The organism is Arthrobacter sp. (assembly GCF_048266065.1).
Classification (GTDB): Bacteria; Actinomycetota; Actinomycetes; order Actinomycetales; family Micrococcaceae; genus Arthrobacter_H.
Genome location: NZ_JBLXAH010000003.1, coordinates 77,290 through 97,401, shown reverse-complemented (window position 1 = coordinate 97,401; position 20,112 = coordinate 77,290). Strand labels below are relative to the sequence as shown.

The 20,112-nt window shown below is 67.4% G+C and carries 20 protein-coding genes and 1 riboswitch; of the genes, 8 read left to right on the top strand and 12 right to left on the bottom strand.

Features of this window, described 5'->3' with window-relative positions; all coding sequences use genetic code 11:
• Positions 1-60: 60 nt before the first annotated feature.
• The gene (locus ACN0TP_RS05935; protein WP_417217670.1) at positions 61-513 is read left to right on the top strand and encodes an OsmC family protein; all 453 of its coding nucleotides are present in this window, start codon (positions 61-63) and stop codon (positions 511-513) included.
• Here ACN0TP_RS05935 and ACN0TP_RS05930 read toward each other — a convergent pair.
• The 5 genes from ACN0TP_RS05930 to ACN0TP_RS05910 all read right to left on the bottom strand — a co-directional run bounded on the left by ACN0TP_RS05930 (position 510) and on the right by ACN0TP_RS05910 (position 4,523).
• Entirely contained in the window at positions 510-833 is a 324-nt protein-coding gene (locus tag ACN0TP_RS05930; protein WP_417217668.1) for a putative quinol monooxygenase, read from the bottom strand. The two genes, ACN0TP_RS05935 and ACN0TP_RS05930, sit on opposite strands and share 4 nt — an antisense overlap.
• A 9-nt stretch (positions 834-842) precedes the next feature.
• A complete protein-coding gene (locus tag ACN0TP_RS05925) occupies positions 843-1,232 on the bottom strand; it encodes an MmcQ/YjbR family DNA-binding protein (RefSeq protein ID WP_417217667.1) in 390 nt (129 codons plus the stop codon).
• 82 nt (positions 1,233-1,314) lie between these two features.
• On the bottom strand, positions 1,315-2,202 hold the full coding sequence (locus tag ACN0TP_RS05920; protein WP_417217665.1) for a carbohydrate ABC transporter permease: 888 nt from the start codon (positions 2,200-2,202) through the stop codon (positions 1,315-1,317).
• Positions 2,199-3,152: a carbohydrate ABC transporter permease gene (locus ACN0TP_RS05915; RefSeq protein WP_417217663.1), complete on the bottom strand. Its 954-nt coding sequence runs from the start codon at positions 3,150-3,152 to the stop codon at positions 2,199-2,201. The genes ACN0TP_RS05920 and ACN0TP_RS05915 overlap by 4 nt, the downstream gene beginning before the upstream one ends.
• Positions 3,153-3,155: 3 nt before the next feature.
• On the bottom strand, positions 3,156-4,523 hold the full coding sequence (locus ACN0TP_RS05910) for an ABC transporter substrate-binding protein (protein ID WP_417217661.1): 1,368 nt from the start codon (positions 4,521-4,523) through the stop codon (positions 3,156-3,158).
• A gap of 158 nt (positions 4,524-4,681) precedes the next feature.
• Between ACN0TP_RS05910 and ACN0TP_RS05905 the strand changes: the two genes are divergently transcribed.
• From ACN0TP_RS05905 to ACN0TP_RS05885, 5 genes are all read left to right on the top strand, one after another.
• Entirely contained in the window at positions 4,682-5,641 is a 960-nt protein-coding gene (locus ACN0TP_RS05905; RefSeq protein ID WP_417217659.1) for a sugar-binding transcriptional regulator, read from the top strand.
• The gene (xylB, locus tag ACN0TP_RS05900; RefSeq protein ID WP_417217657.1) at positions 5,638-7,041 is read left to right on the top strand and encodes a xylulokinase; all 1,404 of its coding nucleotides are present in this window, start codon (positions 5,638-5,640) and stop codon (positions 7,039-7,041) included. Before ACN0TP_RS05905 ends, xylB begins: the two co-directional genes overlap by 4 nt.
• Before the next feature lie 41 nt (positions 7,042-7,082).
• Positions 7,083-7,301, top strand: a complete 219-nt coding sequence (locus ACN0TP_RS05895) for a hypothetical protein (protein ID WP_417217656.1) — start codon at positions 7,083-7,085, stop codon at positions 7,299-7,301.
• A 235-nt stretch (positions 7,302-7,536) separates the two neighbouring features.
• The gene (locus ACN0TP_RS05890) at positions 7,537-8,178 is read left to right on the top strand and encodes a hypothetical protein (RefSeq protein WP_417217654.1); all 642 of its coding nucleotides are present in this window, start codon (positions 7,537-7,539) and stop codon (positions 8,176-8,178) included.
• A gap of 28 nt (positions 8,179-8,206) precedes the next feature.
• A complete protein-coding gene (locus ACN0TP_RS05885) occupies positions 8,207-8,602 on the top strand; it encodes a hypothetical protein (RefSeq protein ID WP_417217652.1) in 396 nt (131 codons plus the stop codon).
• 45 nt (positions 8,603-8,647) lie between these two features.
• Here the strand turns inward: ACN0TP_RS05885 and ACN0TP_RS05880 are convergent, their stop codons facing one another.
• Positions 8,648-10,132: a mannitol dehydrogenase family protein gene (locus tag ACN0TP_RS05880; protein ID WP_417217650.1), complete on the bottom strand. Its 1,485-nt coding sequence runs from the start codon at positions 10,130-10,132 to the stop codon at positions 8,648-8,650.
• Positions 10,133-10,257: 125 nt separating this feature from the next.
• Here ACN0TP_RS05880 and ACN0TP_RS05875 point away from each other — a divergent pair, with 125 nt between their 5' ends.
• Together ACN0TP_RS05875 and ACN0TP_RS05870 are read left to right on the top strand one after the other, a co-directional pair.
• On the top strand, positions 10,258-11,478 hold the full coding sequence (locus ACN0TP_RS05875; protein WP_417217648.1) for an MFS transporter: 1,221 nt from the start codon (positions 10,258-10,260) through the stop codon (positions 11,476-11,478).
• A 66-nt stretch (positions 11,479-11,544) separates the two neighbouring features.
• Entirely contained in the window at positions 11,545-12,348 is an 804-nt protein-coding gene (locus tag ACN0TP_RS05870; RefSeq protein WP_417217647.1) for a DUF1206 domain-containing protein, read from the top strand.
• Between the two features lie 6 nt (positions 12,349-12,354).
• On the opposite strand, the gene ACN0TP_RS05865 is transcribed toward ACN0TP_RS05870, so the two are convergent.
• The 6 genes from ACN0TP_RS05865 to ACN0TP_RS05840 all read right to left on the bottom strand — a co-directional run bounded on the left by ACN0TP_RS05865 (position 12,355) and on the right by ACN0TP_RS05840 (position 20,107).
• The gene (locus ACN0TP_RS05865; protein ID WP_417218218.1) at positions 12,355-12,774 is read right to left on the bottom strand and encodes a CoA-binding protein; all 420 of its coding nucleotides are present in this window, start codon (positions 12,772-12,774) and stop codon (positions 12,355-12,357) included.
• Positions 12,775-13,205: 431 nt separating this feature from the next.
• Positions 13,206-14,621, bottom strand: a complete 1,416-nt coding sequence (locus ACN0TP_RS05860; protein WP_417217646.1) for an NtaA/DmoA family FMN-dependent monooxygenase — start codon at positions 14,619-14,621, stop codon at positions 13,206-13,208.
• Positions 14,618-15,883, bottom strand: coding sequence for an acyl-CoA dehydrogenase family protein (locus ACN0TP_RS05855; protein WP_417217644.1), 1,266 nt, complete (start codon positions 15,881-15,883; stop codon positions 14,618-14,620). The genes ACN0TP_RS05860 and ACN0TP_RS05855 overlap by 4 nt, the downstream gene beginning before the upstream one ends.
• Before the next feature lie 8 nt (positions 15,884-15,891).
• Positions 15,892-17,247, bottom strand: coding sequence for an MFS transporter (locus tag ACN0TP_RS05850; RefSeq protein WP_417217642.1), 1,356 nt, complete (start codon positions 17,245-17,247; stop codon positions 15,892-15,894).
• Between the two features lie 86 nt (positions 17,248-17,333).
• A riboswitch (SAM riboswitch) is annotated at positions 17,334-17,423 on the bottom strand.
• Between the two features lie 12 nt (positions 17,424-17,435).
• Positions 17,436-18,845: an LLM class flavin-dependent oxidoreductase gene (locus ACN0TP_RS05845; RefSeq protein ID WP_417217640.1), complete on the bottom strand. Its 1,410-nt coding sequence runs from the start codon at positions 18,843-18,845 to the stop codon at positions 17,436-17,438.
• Entirely contained in the window at positions 18,842-20,107 is a 1,266-nt protein-coding gene (locus ACN0TP_RS05840) for an acyl-CoA dehydrogenase family protein (protein WP_417217638.1), read from the bottom strand. The genes ACN0TP_RS05845 and ACN0TP_RS05840 overlap by 4 nt, the downstream gene beginning before the upstream one ends.
• Positions 20,108-20,112: the final 5 nt, after the last annotated feature.

The window sequence follows — 20,112 nt, the reverse complement described above, 5'->3', positions numbered from 1 at the left end:
GGCGCAATGGATTCCGTTCGTTGTCCGCCGAGCCAGGACGTGCGGTGGCATCATGGGCACATGAGCGAAAACGAGTACCCCAGCCTGCGTTCCATCGAACTGTCCCGGACGTCCACCGGCCAATACACGGCCCGCAATGCCGCCGGAGCCGAGATCGAATTCGGACAGGGCGAAGGGCTCCTCTCCCCCGTCGAACTGCTGTTGGCCGCGATCGCCGGCTGCTCGTCCATCGACGTCGACATCGCCACCTCGCGGAGCGCCGAGCCGACGAAGTTCGCCGTCACCGCATCCGGCGACAAAATCGTCGAGGAGCACGGTGCCAACCGCATGGACAACCTGAAGCTCGCGTTCGACCTTGCCTTCAACGACGATGCCGACGGCCGGAAGGCCGCCAGCATGGTCGAGCGCCTGGTGGCTCTATCCCACGACAAGTACTGCACGGTGTCCCGCACGGTCGAACACGGGACGCCGGTCGCGAGCAGCGTGGCCGTCACGACCGGCGAGGCGAACTAGGCGTCGACCTGGAGCTCGCCCATCCGGTCCCAGCCTTCGCCGTCGACCTGGCGGCTGACGATCTGCGGGGTTTCGGCCAGGGTCGGGCGCATGGCCTCGAGGCCGGCGGCGAAGTGGTCGCTGGACACGTGGGCTTCGCCTGAGCCGTCCTTGAACGCCTCGACCAGGACGAACTCGTTGTCGGCCTCGACGCTGCGCGACCATTCGAACCAGAGGTTGCCCTCCTCCGCACGGGTGGCCTCGGTGAACGACCGGGTGAGCTCGATGAAGGAATCGACGAATTCGGGCTTGACCTTGTATTTCACGACGATGAAAATCATGGATCCAGCCTATCCCCGGGCCAGGCCCTTCCACCCGAGGCGTTCGCGGTCGGCCTTGGGCAGTGATTCGACGACCAGGTCATAGGAGTCCTCGATCAGGTCACGCGCCATCGCGTCGTCGACGGATCCGGAGCAGACCACCGTGTTCCAGTGCTTCTTGCTCATGTGGTAGCCCGGGGTGATCTCCGGATGGATGGCCCGGAGCTGGTCGGCGAGGTCGGGTTCGCATTTCAGGTTGGCCCGGGCCGGGTCGGACCCGTCCCAGAGCAGGGCGAACATCTTCGCCGGGCCACCGGGACGACCGGCAACCTTCATGACGGTGGCATCCGGGCCGAAGGGGTGGTCCTCGAAGGCACCGGCCAATTCCAGGCACGCAGAGCGGAACGATTCGTGGTCCATACCCGGCATCCTACGCGCGGCGACGCCGGCACCCGAAGGGGGCGCCGACGTCGTCCCTGGTCCTGCTGCAGGGGTCGGCGGTCTACTTGACGGCGCCCATGGACAGGCCGCGGACCAGCTGCTTCTGCGCCAGCCAGCCGGCGAGGACCACCGGCAGGGAGGCCAACACCGAGGCGGCGGAGAGCTGGGCGAGGAACAGGCCCTCGCTGGTCATCTGCGACATCAGGAACACCGGGACCGTGGCTGCCTTGGCTGCGGTGAGGTTCAGGGCGAAGAAGAACTCGTTCCAGGAGAAGATCACGCAAATCAGTGCCGTCGCGGCGATGCCCGGGGTGACCATGGGGATGAGCACCGAGCGCAGCGTCTTGATCAGTCCGGCGCCGTCCATGGAGGCGGCTTCGAGCACCTCCCCGGGGACCTCCTGGAAGAACGAGCGCATCATCCACACGGCAATCGGCAGGTTCATGGCCGTGTAGAGGACGACCAGCGTCCAGATGCTGTCCAGGGCGCGCAGCTGGCCGGAGATGACGTAGATCGGCATGATGACCGCGACGACCGGGAGCATCTTGGTGGAGATGAAGAAGAACAGCACATCGGAGGTCTTCTTCACCGGACGGATGCTCAACGCGTAGGACGCAGGGATGGCCAACACGATGACCAGCAGCGTCGAGACGCCGGTGGCGATGAGCGAGTTCAGGAAGTACGGGCCGGCATCGGAGGCGATGACCGCCTTGTACTGGTCCAGGGTCGGCTCGAAGAAGAAGGCCGGCGGGTTGGAGGCTGCGACGTTCTCCTGCTTGAAGGACGTCATCACCATCCAGGCGATCGGGGCGAAGAAGACCAGTGCCGCGATCCACGTGACGGTCGTCAGGACGCTGCCGCTGATGATCCCCTTGCGGCGGGGCTTCACGATGTCGCCGCGCCCCGTCGTCGTCCCTGCTCGTTGGGGGTCGAGGGTCGTGGTGCTCATGCCTGCTCCTTGTCGTCGAAGCTGCGGAAGATCAAGCGCAGCGCGAAGGTGGCGATGATGATGGTCGCGATGACCACGATGACGCCCATGGCGGCGGCCTGGCCGATGTCGAAGCCCAGGAACGCGCGCTGGTAGATGTAGAAGGGGAGGTTGGCGCTGGCGGTACCGGGACCGCCGGCGGTCATCAGGTAGATCTGGTCGAAGGTGTTCACCACGTAGATGGAACCGAGCAGGACCGCCAGTTCCATGTAGCGGCGCAGCGCCGGCAGGGTGACCAGGGTGAAGGTCTTCCACCAGCCGGCCCCGTCGAGCGAGGCAGCCTCGAGCACGTCCTTGGACTGGGCCTGCAGCCCGGCCAGGATCAGCAGCATCATGAACGGCGTCCACTGCCACACCAGCGCGATGATCACCGACAGCAGCGGCGCGGAGGAGGTGAAGTCGATCGGGTCGATGCCGACCAGTCCGATGACCCAGTTGACCATCCCGTAGCTGGGGTTGAGCATCGAGACGCTCCACAACATCGAGGAGGCGACCGGCATGATCAGGAACGGGGTGATCAGCAGCGTCCGCACGATGCCCCGGCCCAGGAACTCCCGGTCCAGCAGGACCGCGAAGACGGTACCCAGCACCAGTGCGACGACGACACAACCCAGGGTGATCAGGATCGAGTTCAGTGCGGCCACCCGGAACGTGGAATCGGTGAAGATGTCCACGAAGTTCTGCAGGCCCACGAAGATGTTGCCGTCGGGGCGCAACAGGTTCCAGGAGCGCAGCGAATACCAGATGGTCAGCAGGAACGGCAGCTGCGTCACCACGATGGTGAAGATCAGTGCCGGCAGCAGGGGAAGCCGGCGGCTCCACCCGTCCCGGCGTTTGGCCCGGCGCAGTTCCACCTCGTCCGGGCCGGAGCCCACGGCCCCGCGCCTGCGCGTTTCGGTCATCGTGCTCATGGCCTAGCCCTTCTTCTGGTAGGTCCGGGCCACGGTGGCCGCGAAGTCCTGCGATTGCCGCAGCGCATCCTCCACGCTTTGGCTGCCGGCAATGGCCGCGGAGATCTGCTGGGCCACCCGGGTGCCCAGGTCCTGGAACTCGGGGATGCCCACGAACTGCAGCCCGGTGTAGGGAACGGGATTGACCATGGATTTGGCCTGGGTCGCGTTGCCCATGGCCTTCAGGGTCGGATCGGCATAGTCCTTCGCGACCTTGGCATACTCGGGGATCTCGTAGGTGGACTTGCGGCTACCCGGTGGCAGGCGCTCCCAGCCGAGGGAATTGCCGACGAGCTTCATGTAGTCCTTGTTGGTCATCCAGGCGATGAAGTCCCAGGCGGCCTGCTTGTTCTTGCTGGTCTCCGGAATCGCCAGCGCCCACGTGTACAGCCAGCCGGCGGATTCGGTTTCCTTCACGGGGGCCAGCGCGTAGTTGGTCTTGCCGGTGACCTGCGACGATTTCGGGTCCTCGATGGAGGAGACCATGGCCGTCGCGTCGTACCACATGGCAGCGTTGCCCTGGGAGAACCGGGTGATGCAGTCGCCGTAGCCCGAGGTCGCGGCGCCGGGCTGGCCGTAGGTGCGTACCAGGTCGACGTACCCGGCCACGGCGTCGTGGACCTCCGGGGTATTGAGGGTGGCGTTCCAGCCCTCGTCGAACCAGCGGCCCCCGTAGGTGTTGATGACCGTATCCAGCGGGGCCATGACCTCGCCCCAGCCGGCCAGGCCGCGCAGGCAGATCCCGGCGAAGTCCTCGTCGGGGTTGTGCAGTTCCTTCGCGAAGCCGCGGATCTGCTCCCAGGTGGGCTGCTCGGGCATGTGGAGCCCGGCCTTCTCGAACAGGTCCTCGCGGTAGACCACGAAGGAGGATTCGCCGTAGAACGGGACCGAATACTGGCCGCCGTTGTGGGTCAGTGCCTCGCGGATGGTGGGGATGAAGTCCTGGGAGTCATAGCCCTTGGTCTGCTGCATGAACGGGTTCAGATCGGTGATCCACCCGTTCTCGGCCCACATCGGCGTCTCGTAGTTGGAGATCATCACGACGTCGAATTCCCCACCTTGTGTGGCGACCGATGCGGTGATCTTCGCGCGGGCCTCGTTCTCCGGCAGGGAGACGAAGCGGACGTCGATGTTCGGATGCTTGGAGCGGAAGTCCTTCATCAACGAAATCGCATCGGTCATCTGCGGGTTGGAGACGATGGCCACGACCAGGCTGGACTTCCCGCCGGCGGTGGCTTGCCCCGAACAGGCGCTGAGCCCGGCGGCCGCCATGGCGCCGACTCCGGCTCCGATGAATCCCCGGCGGCTGAGGGACAGGTCCCGAATCGCCATAGCTTGCTCCTCGCCCGAGCGACGCCTACTCGCTCATATGATGGTGTTCAAGTGCTCATTTGTTATGTGACTCTAGTCATATAAGATCATTTGAGCAAGACATGCAACTCACATGAGTCCAATGCGTCGCGGTGTCGACGGGAGACGGGGTAGGCCACATGCCAGAACGGCACGAGGAGATGCTGGCCCAGATCGCCAGCGAGTACTACCTCGACAACGAGTCCAAGGTGGAGATCGCCAAGAGCCACGGCATCTCGCGCTTCCAAGTGGCCCGCTACCTCGATGAGGCGCGCCGCGAGGGGATCGTGACGATCACGATCCGCCGCCCGGCAGCGAACCCGGCCAGCGGAGCGCGATTGGCGGCGGCCCTGGGCATCGAGTCGGTGACCATCGCCCCGGGGGCGGGGGACGCACGTGACCAGCTGGCACGCACCGCAGCCGGAATCGTGGCCGACGTCGTCACCGACGGCAGCCGACTCGGAGTTTCCTGGTCCCGCACCCTGCAATCCATGGCCGGGTACCTTCCCGACCTGCCCACTTGCGACGTGGTCCAATTGGCCGGCTCCATCTCCGTGACGGGAGGCGGCGGTTCGGGTTCACTGATCCACCGCCTGGGCCAGGTGGCCGGAGGCCGTACCTGGCCGCTGCCCGCGCCACTGATCGTCGAATCGGCAGACACTGCGGCCAGCCTGCGGCGGCAACCGGAGATCTCCGACGCGCTGCACGCCGCCGATGACCTCGACGTCGCCGTCGTCTCCCTCGGCGACTGGGTGCCGGGAAAGTCCACGGTGTACGAGCGGGTCTCCCCCGCCCAACGGAAGGCGGCGACCGCTGCGGGCGCCATCGCAGAATGCTCCGGACGCCTGTTGGCCGCCGACGGGGCCGCAGCCGATGGCGGCCTGGATGACTGCGTCATCGCGGTGACCTTGCAGCAACTCATCTCCACCCCGCAAGTAGTCCTCGTGGCGCCGAGCGAGGATGGTGTTGCCGGCGTGCGTGCTGCCGTTACCGCCGGAATCGCGAATCATCTGGTCATCGGCTCCGAACTGGCCAGGCATCTGGGTGCCGAACTGGGACTGGCTGACGAAAACCCGGCGACGGACGGGGCCACCGCGTGAAGCGCGTCGTCGTCGGCATCGATTCCTCCACGCAATCCTGCAAGGTCCTGGTGCTCGACGCCGTCACCGGTGCGGAACTGCGATCGGCCAAGGTGCCCCACCCGGATGGCACCAGCATTGATCCGCGCATCTGGGCCGACGCCCTGCGGAGCGCCTGGAAGCAGGCTGACCCCGGGTCGGCGGGAACCGTCATCGGAGTTGGACTCGCCGCCCAGCAACACGGCATGGTGGCGTTGGATTCCGACGGCGAGCCGGTCTACGACGCCCTGCTCTGGAACGACACCCGCAGCGCCCCCGAGGCCGCTGCGATGGTCCAGGACCACGGCGCCGCCTTTTGGGCCCACGAGGTCGGTTCAGTTCCGGTCGCCTCCTTCACGCTCACCAAGCTGGCCTGGTTGGCCCGGCATGAACCGGACGCCGCGGCACGGGTGCACCGGGTGGTGCTTCCGCATGACTACCTCAACCACGTGCTGACCGGCCGCTGGTTCACCGACCGCTCGGACGCCAGTGGCACCGCTTACTTCCACCCGGAGGTCGGATACCACGAGGCGGTGCTCCACGAATACTTCGGCAGGCTCCCCGAACTTCCCGAGGTCATCGAGCCCGGCACGTCCGGTGGGAAGCTGCTGGCTTCCTTCGGCGCGGGCGAGCCTCCCGTATCCGCCGGCGCCGGCGACAATGCCGCTGCAGCTTTGGGCCTGGGGATGCGGGCCGGGGAGATCGCCGTGTCGATTGGCACCTCCGGAACCGTGTTCGCCTCGGTTCCCGATCGGCCCACCGCCGACCCCACGGGAGCGGTGGCCGGATTCGCCGACGCCACCGGCGGATACCTGCCCCTTTTGGCCGTCATCAACTCCGCCCGCGTCATGGCATCGACCGCAGAACTGCTCGGCGTCGAGCTCCCCGAATTCGACCAGCTCGCCTCCGCCGGGGATCCGCTGGCCGGAGGGTTGAACCTGATGCCGTACTTCGACGGCGAACGCACCCCCAACCTGCCCGACGCCACGGGGAGCCTGACCGGCATCAGCCGGGCATCGCTGACCCGTGAGAACATGGCCCGGGCTTCGGTGCTCTCCGTGATGAATTCCCTCGCCGACGCCGCCCGGGCCCTCTCGGAGGTCTCGGTTCCGGCGCAGCGCGCCCTGCTGATCGGCGGCGGCGCCAGGTCGAAGTCACTGCGGGCGGTGGCGCCCGATCTGCTGGGCATCGAGGTCGACGTCCTGGCGGCCGGGGAATACGTGGCCCTGGGTGCCGCGCGGCAAGCCGCCTGGGCGGCCACAGGCGAGCTGCCGGCCTTCGAACGACACATTGAAACGCGGCTCAGCCCCTCGGGCGAGGCGTGGGGAACGCAGTCCCGCCAGCTGTACGCCGCCGAGCGGACGCGCCTCTACGGCGTCTAACCACAGCCACCACGGTGGCCCGATGAAAGGAAACCCCTGACATGGACACCTCGAACGTGACGGAGAACAGCGGCTGGTGGCTTGTGCTGGCCATCGTCACCGCCGGGCTGGCCGAAACCAAGGGACGACGCCGGTGGATCTGGTTCCTGCTGGGATTGCTCCTTGGCCCGATCGCCACGGCGCTCGTGGTCATCTGGGGCCGTCCCGCTCGCGGCAAGGGGAACGGCTGCCCGATAAACCGGGAGAACTGCGGACCTTGACCACACCTATTGCCAGCCGTCCTCACGACGAATGCGCAGCAAAGCCAGCGATCGGCCGTCGTCCAGCACGACAAGAGCCGCCCACCTTTAGTCGGATCACGACGTCATCATGGCTTGCTAGGCGCACAAGCCATGGGTCGCATATTCGGCGCAACGCGAGCGGTCGCAGGGGGTGTAATACGCTCGACTGAAAATGCACAAAGCCCAAAACCCAAAAAGGGATTGTTCAACGAAAATGAAAACCAGGTCACCATTATTAGCTAGTGCTACTGCAGCCTTGGCGCTTTGCATCGGAGTTTCCGGTGCTCAGGCGTCCGAAATCCCCACCTCGACCGTAACGAGCCCGACAACTTACATCGTCGGGCCTACGGGGGAAACTCTCAGGTTGCCAAAAGGAGACGGCCGGACGACGAGCGATGCAGATGTCGCAGAACTCAGCACCTTGACGCCGCTACTTTTAGACCCGGTCGATGTATTCAACTGTAATGTTCGCAAGAATTCCAACCATACGGTCAAGAACTACACCGCCAAAGCGTTCGGAAGCTTTACGGGCGGAACAGTAGCCCTGAAGTGTGAGACAGCAGAAGACGGATGGATCCGTATTAAAAGACAGCACGCCGACCAGTGGCAATACAAGCTTGACCGCGTAGCTGGAACAGGTACGTGGGACGACCTCATGGGGTTTGCGGTCAAGGAGGCACTTAGCCACCCCGGGACGATTGCCAATGGGGGGCAAGGCAAGCTCTGCTTCTCGACGCCCATAGAGCTCCACCGAGGCACGACAGTGGTGAAGTTCAATCCAACCGTGATCATCTCCATGAACAACAGAAAGGTCATCACTGCCTATCCGTCCAATAGGCAACAGTGCCATGGATAATTCGGAACGCAGCCAAGGGAGCATCAACGTGGAAACCAACTCCGTCGGATATTACATCGTCACTGAAACCTGGACGTCGGGTCTGCCTATTCAAGTGATTGACTCGACAGGCGATTTGGAAGGCCGGGCCACGGCACAGGACTTGCCCGACGATATCAATACGCAACTCCTGGTGGACATGACGGCATGGAATAGTCGCTTCCTGGCATCGCGCGCCGATGACGAGGGATGGCATTCCGAGGAGGATTTGGAACGTCATCTATCGGAAGGGCGGGCTCTTGCCGAAGCCTTCATGGCAGCGACGGAATCGACGGCCCCGGTACAGGTGAAACTGTGGGCCACGCGCGTCAAGGGGAGCTCAACGGCGCGCCCCGCGGAGGAGTTCGGATTTCGGCCATCGACATCAACGCTTCTTGGGCCCTGACTCCAGCAGGCCATCCCGGCACGGTAGCGGAAGAACCAGTCGCGCCTACTGCCAGCCGTCCTCGCGGAGCGTGCGCAGCAAAGTCAGCGCTCCGTCGTCGTCCAGGATGGCCAGCCCCTCCAGATAGGGCTTCGTGAATTCCCCACGTTCGGCGAGGTCTCCGAAGAGTTCGGGATCGCGCAGGAAGGCCAACGGGTCCTCATCCTGTGCTGCGGCGGCCGCCATGACGCGGTCGCGGAGCCGGTCCACGACCGCGATGGGCGCACCGGCTTCGTCGGTGCCGCGGGCATAGCGCGCCCACGAGGCGACGATCGCGGCGCTCAACCGCACCGATCCGCCGTCGGACAGATTGGCACGGATGACCGGGACCAGCCAGGTGGGGATCCTGTCGGAGGACTCGGCGGCCAGGCGGGCGAGAGTGTCCTGGATCTGTTCGTTGGCGAAGCGTTCGATGAGCTGGTGCCGATAGGCGTCCAGGTCGATGCCGGGGACCGGCCTGAGCGTGGGGGTGGCCTCGCGCTCCATGTAGGCGAGCAGGAAGTCGATGAAGAGCGGGTCGCCGCAGGCCTCGTGGGCGAAGCGGTAGCCGGCGAGGTACCCGAGGTAGGCGATGCCCTGATGGCTGCAGTTGAGCAGCCGCAGTTTCATCAGCTCGTAGGGCTCCACATCGTCGACGAGCTGGACCCCCACGGACCCCCAGTCGGGGCGGCCCGTGGGGAACTTGTCCTCCAGGACCCATTGGACAAAGTCCTCGCAGACGACCGGCCAGGCGTCCTGGACCCCGTATTCGCCGGCGATGGCGGCGCGGTCGGCGTCGGTGGTGACGGGGGTGATGCGGTCCACCATGCAGTTGGGGAACGGGACGTTTTTGATCATCCAGGCGCCCAGTTCCGGGTCCTTCAGCGTGGCGAAGGCGGAGAAGACGCGGGCCGCGAGGTGTCCGTTGCCCTGGATGTTGTCGCAGCTCATGATCGTGAACGGTACGGTACCCGCCTCCCGGCGTCGACGCAGCGCCTCGGTCACGAACCCGAACGTGGTGGCCGGGACGGCCCCGTCTGCCAGGTCGGCGGCAACCGCGGGGGTGGAGGCGTTGAATTCGCCGGTGGCGGCGTTGTAGTTGTAACCGCCCTCGGTGACGGTGAGCGAGACTATGCGCACGTCAGGGTCGACGAGTTGGGCCAGCACGGCCTCGGGGTCGTCCGGGGCGTAGAGGTAGCGGGCAATGGAGCCGATGACGCGGGCGTTGCGGCTGCCGTCGGGGGCCTTGTCCACCAGCGTGTAGAGCCCGTCCTGGTCGGCGAGCGCGTCGCGCATGCGCTGGTCGTGCGGCATCAGCCCGACCCCGCAGATCGCCCAGTCCAGATCCTTGCCCGCGTTCATCAGCCGGTCCAGGTACATGGCCTGGTGGGCGCGGTGGAATCCACCAACCCCGAAGTGCACGATTCCGATGCGTCGTTGCGCCAGGTCGTATCCGGGCACGGCGACCGTGTCGTTGAGGGATGACAGGTTCGCGGCGTTCAGACGCGTCATGGCAGGCTCCGATCGTGATGTGGCTAACACTGCGAGCATAACATATGAGCAATTCATGGTTCTCATATGAGCGCGGCGGAGAGAGGGGGTCCAGCCGCCCGCCGGGCTTGCTAGGGTGGGGCAGCGTGAGCCGATCCGTCCCGCCCCGTCGCGATACCGTCTGGAGCGCGCCGGGAATGCCGGCCCTGCTCCTGCTCACCGCCGCCGGGTTTTCCGGATATGCCGCCCTGTTGTCCGTCGCCCCGCTGTGGGCGGTGCGCGGAGGCGCAGATGCCGCGGGATCAGGACTGGTCAACGGGGCACTGCTGCTCGCCACCGTCCTCACCCAGGGGCTGGTGCCGCGCCTGCTGGAACGTTTCGGGACCACGCGCGTGCTCGGCGCCGGGCTGTTCCTGCTCGGCGCACCCAGCCTGCTGCTGCTGGTCTCGGACCAGCTGGGATGGATCCTGGCCTGGTCCATTGTGCGCGGTGTCGGCTTCGGCATCCTCACCGTCACGGGGTCGGCGGCGGTCGCCCTGCTGGTGCCGCCCGTCCGCCACGGCGCCGCCATCGGCGCCTATGGTGCTGCCATCGCCGTCCCCCAGCTGGTGGTCCTGCCCGCGAGCCCCTGGCTGGCCGAGACCTTCGGATTCTGGACCGTCTTCGCCCTGGGCACCTTGCCGCTGCTCGGCATCCTCGCCACCGGGCGCCTGGCCCACGCCCTGCAGGCGGACCGCCATGCCAGTTCCCTTGTGGCGGCCTCCACCCCGGCGGGTGCCGAACCCACCGGGCGGCGTCGCCGGTTGGTCCCCGCCGGGCTGCTGCGCCCCATGCTGCTGTTGCTCGGCGTCACCCTGGCCGGCGGCGCGCTGATCACGTTTGCCCCGCAATTCAGCTCGGTTCCGGCCGCCACGTCCGGCGGCCTGGTCCTGCTCACGGCGGCTGCGGCCCTGAGCCGGTGGAAGGTCGGCGCACTGGCCGACCGGTACGGCGCGCACCGCTTCCTCTGGCCGCTGGTGCTGTGCACGGTCATCGGACTGGGGCTGGCCGCTGCCGCGATCCGCGATGCCGACGCCACCCGGGTCCTGCTTCTGCTGGCGGCGATGGCCCTGGTCGGGATCGCCTACGGCGGGCTGCAGAACCTGACACTGCTGCTCTCCCTCTCCGCAGTGGACCGCCGCGACTACGGGACGGCCAGCGCCGTGTGGAACATCGGGTTCGACGCCGGCACTGGACTCGGATCGGTCCTGGTCGGACTGCTCGCCGCCGGGTTCTCCTTCCCCACCGCACTACTGGTCGCCGCGGCGCTCTCGCTGGCCACCCTGCCGTTGGCGCTGCGTCGCCGGGCAGCACGGACCGGGCACTGATACACGCCTCCGGGCACGACGCCGGTGGATGCGGATCCGGGCACGAAAACTCCTTATGCTGTGCTCATGGGAACGACGGAAGAAGCAGTTGATGGTGCCCGCCAGGCGGCGCATAGCCAAAGGTTCGAGCGGGTGGCCCGCGCAGGGTATGCCGCCAACGGGGTCCTGCACCTGACCATGGGTTTCCTGGCCATCAACGTGGGGCGCGCTTCCGGAGGCGAAGCCAGCCAGTCCGGCGCCATCAGCACCCTGGCGAAGCAACCGGGTGGCGGGGTCCTGATCTGGATCTGTGCCCTGGGTTGCCTGCTGCTGGGCCTGTGGTGCGTGGCCCAGGCCCTCTTCCCGGGAGAAGACGGGGCGTTCTACCGGATCAAGCAGGCGGGCACCGCCGTCGTCTTCGGGGTGATCGGTTCGACGTTCATCCGCTACGCAGTGGGCAGCAGCCACGGTTCCTCGAAGCAAAGCAGCACTGTTTCCAGCACGCTGATGTCCTCCGGGCCAGGCAGTGTGGCGCTGGTGTTGGCCGGGTTGGTGGTCATCGGCATCGGCGGCTACTTCGTCTACCGGGGCGTCTCCCGCAGCTTCCAGAAGGTCCTGCGCCCGCAGGAGAACCAGGGAATGCGGTGGCTCGTCAATGGCTTCGGGACCGTCGGCTACATCGCCAAGGGCCTGGTCCTGGCCGCGGTGGGCCTGTTGTTCATCGTCGCCACGGTGCAGCACGATCCGCAGGATGCCACCGGTGTCGACGGCGCGCTGAAGGCGGTCCGGGACCAGCCGGCGGGCCCCGCGGCGTTGACCGCCATGGCCGTGGGGCTCATGGCGTATGGGATCTTCCTGTTCCTGCGCGCCCGCTACGACCAGATGGACTAGGCCGGGCTATTCGAGGATGACGTTGCGGCGTTCGATCGCCGGGCAGGCATCCATCACCACGTCGAGCCCTGCCGCCTTGGCCCGCGCCGCCGCTTCCTCGTCGATCACGCCGACCTGCAGCCAGACGGCCTTCGCGCCGATCTCGATGGCCTGGTCCACGATGGCCCCGACCTTGGTGGAATTCACGAAGCAGTCCACGACGTCGATGCTGCCCGGGATCTGGTCCAACCGGGTGTAGCCGCGTTCGCCGTGCACCGTGTCGCCCTTGAGCGAGACCGGGACGATGTCCATGCCGAGCTCATCACGGATGATGCGGGCCACGCCGACGGCGGCCCGCCGCGGGTTGTTGGAGAGCCCGACGATGGCCCAGCGGCCCGGGGTGGTAAGCAGGCGCCGGATGGTGTCCCGGTCGTTGATGTGGTGCAGGCCCAACGCCGGGCCATCGGTTCCGGCACCGCCGAGCACTGGTTCGCGCAGGACCGGTTCGGCCAGCACGGGGTCCCCGACGTTCAGGACCGGTTCGGTGGTCCCGCTGGCCGGGTCTCCGGTGCGCAGCTGGGGGTCGGTGGTTCCCAACGGCGGGCCCTCGACCTCGGGGACGACGGGTTCGGGGATCTCCCCGGGACGCGTGGAATCCCCGAAGAGGCCCTCCGGCAGGTCGCTGCCTCCGGCACCGGGGTCCTCCCCCGGTGCCGCAGGGATCTCGACGTCGGCGATCTCCGGTGCCGGGATCTCGACCTCGGGGATCTGGGCCTCCGGGACTCCGGCGAGTTCGGCCTCGGACGGCTCGTGCTGGGCTGCTGGTTCCGTCATGCGTCCACAGTACAAGCCGAGGCCCGGCAGGTCAGCCCGTCGGGTCACACCGCCGTGGCCGGCACCGACTGCGTGGCGGTGGCCGCGTGTTGGGTGAAGGCCCCCCGGTAGGCGGCCGCCGGATGCGTGTCCTCCAGCCGCGCGGATCGGCCGAAGACCTTTTCGCGCAGGGTGCCGGGGGCGTATTCGGTCTGGGCCAGGCCGCGGGCGCGCAATTCCGGCAAGGCCCCTTCGATGAAGTCCGTGTAGGAACCGGGGAGCACCTGGTTGATGATGTTCACCCCATTGATCCCCGCGTCCTGCCACCGTTCGAGCTCGTCGGCGATCTGTTCGGGGGTGCCGGAAATCTGCTGGGCCTTGGCCCGGTAACGGGCCAGGTCCCCAATGGTCGGCTTGCCCCCGGGAACCGAGGCGATGGCCGCCTCGAGGACGCCGCGCGCGCCTTCGGTTTCCACCTCGCCCAGCGGTGTGTCGTGGTCCAATCCCCCCAGATCGACACCGATGCCGCCACCGATGTGGGCGATGATCGCGTCCAGGTCCAGGTACTCGTCGTACTCGGCTTCCTTGCGCTTGACCTCGGCCTCGGTGCTGCCCACGACGAAGGACAACCCGGCGAAGATCTTCACGTCCCCGGGAGCCCTGCCGGCCTGCGCCTCGAGGTTCCTGATGGCCGCGGCCTGCTTGCGCACGTAGTCGGTGTGCGGGGCGAACAGGAACGTCGCCTCGGCGTGGGCCGCGGCGAAGGCCTTGCCGCGCGGCGAACTGCCGGCCTGGAAGAGGAACGGGGTGCGTTGCGGGCTCGGGGAGCTCAGATGCGGGCCCTCGATGGAGTAGCGGGTGCCTTCGTGGTGGATCTTGTTGATCAGCGCCGGATCGGCGAAGCGGCCGGCCTGCTTGTCGGCCAGCAGTGCGCCGTCCTCCCAGGACCCCTCCCAGAGCTTGTAGACGGCGGAGACATATTCGTCGGCCCAGTCGTAGCGGTCCTCGTGGGCGGCGAGCCCCTTCGCGCCGAAGTTCCGGTGCGCGTTCTCCAGGACGCTGGTCACGATGTTCCAGGCGACCCTGCCACCGGAGAGGTGGTCCAGCGTGGAGAACTGGCGGGCCATCTGGAACGGCTCGGACTGGACGACGGAGCTGGTCAACGCCAACCCGATCTGCGAGGTCGTCGCGGCCAGTGCCGAGGCCAACACCAGTGGATCGTTCGAGGGGATCTGCAGCCCCTTGTCGACCAGGGACGCCCAGCCGCCCTCGTGGTTTCCATAGAGGCCCACGACGTCCGCGAAGAACATGGCGTCGAACTTGGCCGCTTCCAGTTCCCGGGCCAGGTCCACCCACAGGGCCAGGTCGTTGAAGCGGTGCTGTTGGGCCTCGGGGTGGCGCCATTGGCCGCCGAGGATGTGGCTGGGCGTGTTCATCAAAAAGGCGCTCAGCAGCAGGCGGGGGCGTTCGGTGGTGCTCATGCGGGTGCGTTCCCCTTCTCGGTGGTGGTGGCCTCGCCGATGCTGTTCAGGCCGGTGGGGATGGTTCCGTTGACGTGGAATTCGCCTACGGCGCGGGCCTTGAAGATCGCCGGGTTGTGCGTGGCGACCGTGCGGGCGTTACGCCAATGCCGGTCCAGCGACTTGCCCCGGCTGGTCGCCGAGGCGCCGGTGACGTCGAAGAGGGCAGTCGTGGCTTCCAGGATGAGCGGCGGAACGGCCACGTGGGCCTTTTCCACCCCGAGTTCGGCGCGCAGGAAGGCGGCCTCCTCGTCCAGTCCGAGCGCCGGGTCGACGGCGGCATCCAGGTCGCGGGCCGCTGCGGCGACGATGGCCTCGGCGGCGTAGACCTTCGAGGCCAGGGTGCCGACATGTTCCTGGATCTGCGCGTCGTCGCGGAACAGCCCGCCGGATCCTGTGTTGAAGGTACGGGTCCGGGCGGACACCAGGGCCGAGGCGTCCCGCAGGGCTGCCCGGCCGATGCCGGCCAGCACGGCGAGCAGGACGAGTTGGAAGAAGGCAGGTTCCAGGGTGCTGGTGACCTTGCGGTGGATGATGTTGGATTCCTCGACTGGCACGTTCTGAAAGAGCGCCGTTCCGGTGCCGGTCAGGGGTTGGCCGAACCCGTCCCAGTCGTCGTGGATGACCACGCCGGCGGCGTCTGCCCGCACGACGGCGTACTGGCGTCCCTCGATTCCCTCGGTGCTGGCCATGACGACGACCCAGTCGGCGAAGATGCTGCCGGTCGTGTAGTACTTCGCCCCGTTGAGGATCCATCCGCCGTCGTGCTTCGACAGCCGCGTCGCGGTGGTCCCCAGCGCGTTGCCGCCGCGTTCGGTGGCCGCATTGCCGAAGATCTCCCCGGCCAGCACGCGGGGGAACCAGGTGTCGCGGAAGGGGCGCGGTTGCAGCGCGATGGTTTCGACGAAGGCGAAATGCGAGCGCAGCAGGTGCGAGACGTTCGAGTCGGCCTCGGCCAGCTCGATGAGCAGCCGGAAGAGGTGTTCGTGGGTGACGGGGTCACCACCGTGTTCGGCCGGGACGCGCAGCGTGGTGAATCCCGAGTCCTTGAGCCAGCCGATCTGCTCGAAGGGCAGCACGTGGTCCTGTTCGCGGGTGACGGTTCCCTCGGCGATGCGCTCGAAGACGGGGCGGAAACGGTCCGCGAGGGCTGCATAGCGTGCCTCGGATCCGTCCGGGGCTGCGGTGGCCGGCGATGCCGGTGCCGTGGTGGTTTCACTCATGATGGGTCCTAACTGATGGTGGCGGGCTCGGGCTGGGAGGAGGCATCGGCGTCGTGCCGTGCATCCAGGTCACGCGCCCCGGTTTCCGGGGCGAGCAGTGTGGTGACCAGGGTGATGGCCCCGACGCCGACGAAGTAGGCGATCACCCAGAAGGGGCTGCCACCCCCGGCTGCCAGCAGGGCGGTGGCGACCAGCGGGGCCAGGCCGCCGCCGAGGACCGAACCGATCTGGTAGCCCAGCGAGACTCCGCTGAAGCGCACCCGGGTGTCGAAGAGTTCGGAGAAGAACGCCGCCTGCGGTCCGTACATGGCGTCGTGCCCGATGTTCATGCCCAGCACCACGGTGAAGACGATGAGCACGAAGTTCCCGGTGTCCAGCAGCGGGAAGGCAATGAGGGCCACCAGGATGCTGAAGATCCCGCCGAAGAGGTAGGTGCGGCGGCGGCCGAGCCGGTCCGATACCCAGCCCCAGAAGGGGACGGAAACCAGGCCGAGGGCCGAGGCGATGAGGATGGCCTGCAAACCGGTTTCACGGCTGGTGCCACCCTGGGCGAGGTAGGTGAGGATGAAGACGGTGTAGACGTAGTAGAACGCGTTCTGGGCCAGCCGCAGCCCGGTGGTCAGGGCGACCTGGCGGGGGTGGGTGCGCAGCGATTCCAACACGGGGCGGCGCGCGACGGCGCCGGTGTCCACGATGCGCTTGAACGAGGCACTGTCCTGGATCTTCAGGCGCACCACCAACCCGACGACGACCAGCAGGATGCTGGCCAGGAACGGCAAGCGCCAACCCCAGGCCAGGTAGGCGTCCTCGGGCATGGACGATTCGAGGGCGAGCAGGACGCCGGTGGCCAGCAGCATGCCGGCGCTGGGGCCGATCTGGGTGGCGCTGCTGGTGAACCCGCGCTTGCCGGGGGCAGCATGTTCGACGGTCATCAGGGCGGCTCCGGCCCATTCGGCGCCGTAACCGATCCCCTGCAGCACGCGCAGGGCCAGCAGCAGTGCCGGGGCAATCCAGCCGGCGGTGTCGTGGGTGGGCAGCAGGCCGATGGCCGTGGTGGCCAGGCCGGTGAGCAGCAGGGAGGCGACCAGGACTGTCTTGCGCCCGATCCGGTCCCCGAAGTGGCCGCCGAGCACGCCACCGATGGGGCGGGCGATGAAGCCGACCGCGTAGGTGGCGAAGGCCGCCATGGTGCCGATCAGCGGGTCGGCGGGGGCGAAGAACAGCGGGCCGAACACGGTGGCCGCGGCCAGGCCGTAGAGGACGAAGTCGTAGCCCTCGATGGTGGTGCCCACCAGGCTGGCAACGGCGACGCGGGATCGCATGTGCGGTGGTTGTGGGGTTGAAGTGGTGCTGCTTGTGGTCATGTCTGGTCCTCCTCGGGTCATGCCGGGGAAGAGCCCGCCCGCACCCCCGTCCGCCGGTTCCGGGCGGACGGGGACGAAGAAAGGCCTCTCCATCGGTCCTGGCAGGAGCACCAGCCCTCGGGGGGTGGTTGCTGCGGCGTCAACGAGCCAGGTCTCTCAGCCGCTCTGGATGGTGGTGGTGCGGTTCCCTAGCTGGTGGGCAGCTCGGCGGTGGCCAGGCGGTAGCCTGCGGCGCGGTGGGTGTCCTTCACCCGGTCGCCGGCCCCGAAGAGCTTCTGGCGCAGGGTGCCGGGCTCGTATTCGGTGGGGTAGGCGCCCAGGGCCTGCAGTTCGGGGATGACATGTTCCACGACGTCCTCGAACGTGCCCGGGGTGATGGCGTAGGCCAGGTTGAACCCGTCGACGTCGGTGTCCTGGACCCATTCGACGAGCTTGGCCGCGACTTCCGCGCCGCTGCCGACCGTGACCGGGCCGAATCCGCCGACGCCGATCCATTCGGCGAGCTGGCGGATGGTCCAGGGCTTGCCGTTGTCGCCGGAGGCCTTCTTGAACGTCTCGACCGAGGACTGGATGGCGTTGGACTGCACGTCCTCCCCGATCACGTCATCGAGGTCGTACTGGGACATGTCGATGCCGGTCCAGCCGGAGAGCAGTGCCAGGGCGCCGTCCAGGTCGGTGTAGGAGGCGTAGTCCTCGTACTTGGCCTGCGCCTCCTCGCTGGTGGCCCCGGTGATGATGGTCTGCATGGTGTAGATCCTGACGTCGTGGGCATCGCGTCCGGCGGCCACGGCATTGGCGCGGATCTTCTGCACCGATTCCACGAGCAGTTCCTTGGTGGGGCAGTTCACGAAGACCGATTCGGCGTTCTCCCCGGCGAATTCCAGCCCGCGCTTGGAGGCGCCTGCCTGGTAGATGACCGGGGTGCGCTGCACCGAGGGTTCGGTGATGGCAATGCCCGGCACCTTGAAGTACTTGCCCTGGTGGCCGATCTCGTGGACCTTGGACGGGTCGGTGTAGACGCCGGACTCACGGTCGCGGAGGACGGCGTCGTCCTCCCAGGAGCCCTCGAGCAGCTTGTAGACGACCTCGAGGTATTCATCGGCGTGGTCATAGCGCTCGTCGTGTTCCATCTGGTCTTCCTGGCCCATGTTGCGGGCGGCGGAGGGCAGGTAGCCGGTGACGACGTTCCAGCCGATGCGCCCGTTGGTCAGGTGGTCCAGGGTGGCCAGGCGGCGGGCGAACGGGTAGGGGTGCTCGTAGGCGGTGCCGGCGGTGACGCCGAAGCCCAGGTGCTCGGTGACGGAGGCCATGGCCGAGACCAGCAGGAAGGGGTCGTTGACCGGGACCTGCGCGCCGGCGGAGAGCGGCACGGAATTGGTGGAGCCGTAGACGTCGTAGGTGCCCAGCACGTCGGCGATGAACAGGCCGTCGAAGAGGCCCTTTTCCAGGGTCTTGGCCAGTCCGGTCCAGTAGCCGAGCTCCTTGTAGCGCCAGGCCTGGTCCTGTGGGTGGCGCCAGAGGCCGGGCGACTGGTGGACCACGCAGTTCATGTCGAATGCGTTGAGGCGGACGTGGCGTCGTGCCGGTGTGGTGCTCATTGTTCTCCTTCGGTGGTCCTGAGGTCGCCGACGGCGCTGAGCTTGCGCGGGGCCGTGGCGTTGACCTCGTAGTCGCCGACGATGCGGGACTTGTACATGGCGGGGTTGTGCGTGGCCACGGTGCGCGCATTGCGCCAGTGGCGGTCGAGGTTGCAGCGGGTGGAAGTCGATGAGGCGCCGAGGCCGTCGAAAAGCGCGGTGGCGGCCTGCAGGACCAGCGGCTGCACGGCGGACTGCGCGCGGTTGGCAGCGAGCTCGCAGATCGCATACTGCTCGGCGGCGCTCAGGCCCGGTTGGCCGATCGCCTCCTCGAGTTCGGCGGTGGCAGCCAGCACGATCGCATCCACGGCGAAGGTCGTCGCGGAGATCTCCCCGATGACCTGCAGTACCTGGGGCTCACGGCGTGAGGCCACCCCGGTCCCGGTGCTGAAGGCGCGGGTCCTCAGCTGGGTGTGGGCCCGCGCGTCGGCGAGCACGGCGCGGGCGATGCCCGCCTGGACGGCGAGCAGGACCAGCTGGAAGATGGCCGACTCCGGATGCACTTCCAGGACCGCAGGATCCAGCAGGGTGTCGACCGGGACCCGCTCAAAGGTCGTGGAACCGGTGCCGGTGAGCTGCTGGCCGAAGCCGTCCCAGTCGTCATGGATCCGCACCGCAGAATGCCGGGTGGAGACCACGGCGATGTGCCGGCCGGGAACTCCGGACGCCGATGCGGTGACCGCGACCCAGTCGGCGAAGATCGTTCCGGTGCAGTAGTACTTCTGCCCGGTGAGCAGCCATCCGGTGCCGGTCGGCTCGACGACGGTGTTCAGCTTCCCCAGGTCGTTGCCACTGCGTTCGGTGTAGGCGTTGCCGACGATCTGGCCCGTGGCGAAGCGGGCAAACCAGCGGGCCTTCACCGACTCGTCCTCGAGCAGCAGCACCGATTCGACGAAGCCGATGTGCGAACGCAACAGCTGGGCGATCTGCGAGTCGGCCTCCCCGAGTTCGATCAGCAGGCGGAAGGAGTCCACCAGGGAGGCGCCGTACCCGCCGGCTGCGCGCGGGACGCGCAGGGCGCCGAACCGGACCTGGTTCAGCCAGCCGACCTGTTCGATGGGCAGGATCCGCCCGGCATCGCGCTCCGCTGCGCCCTCGGCGATGCGCGCGAACACGGGACGGAAGATTGCTGCGAGTTCGTCGTAGCGGGAGTCGGCGGGCACGCCGGGGGTCAGCTTGATCAGGTGACGGGGGGCCACCTCGTCGATCGGCACAGCGGACATTGGCA

What these genes read in the sequence shown, in the direction of transcription:
- ACN0TP_RS05895 (WP_417217656.1), top strand. Translation starts at nt 7,083, where the DNA reads ATGGACACCTCGAACGTGACGGAGAACAGCGGCTGGTGGCTTGTGCTG.
- ACN0TP_RS05920 (WP_417217665.1), bottom strand. Translation starts at nt 2,202, where the DNA reads ATGAGCACCACGACCCTCGACCCCCAACGAGCAGGGACGACGACGGGG.
- ACN0TP_RS05870 (WP_417217647.1), top strand. Translation starts at nt 11,545, where the DNA reads ATGGGAACGACGGAAGAAGCAGTTGATGGTGCCCGCCAGGCGGCGCAT.
- ACN0TP_RS05850 (WP_417217642.1), bottom strand. Translation starts at nt 17,247, where the DNA reads ATGACCACAAGCAGCACCACTTCAACCCCACAACCACCGCACATGCGA.
- ACN0TP_RS05915 (WP_417217663.1), bottom strand. Translation starts at nt 3,152, where the DNA reads ATGAGCACGATGACCGAAACGCGCAGGCGCGGGGCCGTGGGCTCCGGC.
- ACN0TP_RS05860 (WP_417217646.1), bottom strand. Translation starts at nt 14,621, where the DNA reads ATGAGCACCACCGAACGCCCCCGCCTGCTGCTGAGCGCCTTTTTGATG.
- ACN0TP_RS05880 (WP_417217650.1), bottom strand. Translation starts at nt 10,132, where the DNA reads ATGACGCGTCTGAACGCCGCGAACCTGTCATCCCTCAACGACACGGTC.
- ACN0TP_RS05840 (WP_417217638.1), bottom strand. Translation starts at nt 20,107, where the DNA reads ATGTCCGCTGTGCCGATCGACGAGGTGGCCCCCCGTCACCTGATCAAG.
- ACN0TP_RS05935 (WP_417217670.1), top strand. Translation starts at nt 61, where the DNA reads ATGAGCGAAAACGAGTACCCCAGCCTGCGTTCCATCGAACTGTCCCGG.
- ACN0TP_RS05925 (WP_417217667.1), bottom strand. Translation starts at nt 1,232, where the DNA reads ATGGACCACGAATCGTTCCGCTCTGCGTGCCTGGAATTGGCCGGTGCC.
- ACN0TP_RS05905 (WP_417217659.1), top strand. Translation starts at nt 4,682, where the DNA reads ATGCCAGAACGGCACGAGGAGATGCTGGCCCAGATCGCCAGCGAGTAC.
- ACN0TP_RS05930 (WP_417217668.1), bottom strand. Translation starts at nt 833, where the DNA reads ATGATTTTCATCGTCGTGAAATACAAGGTCAAGCCCGAATTCGTCGAT.
- ACN0TP_RS05910 (WP_417217661.1), bottom strand. Translation starts at nt 4,523, where the DNA reads ATGGCGATTCGGGACCTGTCCCTCAGCCGCCGGGGATTCATCGGAGCC.
- ACN0TP_RS05845 (WP_417217640.1), bottom strand. Translation starts at nt 18,845, where the DNA reads ATGAGCACCACACCGGCACGACGCCACGTCCGCCTCAACGCATTCGAC.
- ACN0TP_RS05855 (WP_417217644.1), bottom strand. Translation starts at nt 15,883, where the DNA reads ATGAGTGAAACCACCACGGCACCGGCATCGCCGGCCACCGCAGCCCCG.
- ACN0TP_RS05890 (WP_417217654.1), top strand. Translation starts at nt 7,537, where the DNA reads ATGAAAACCAGGTCACCATTATTAGCTAGTGCTACTGCAGCCTTGGCG.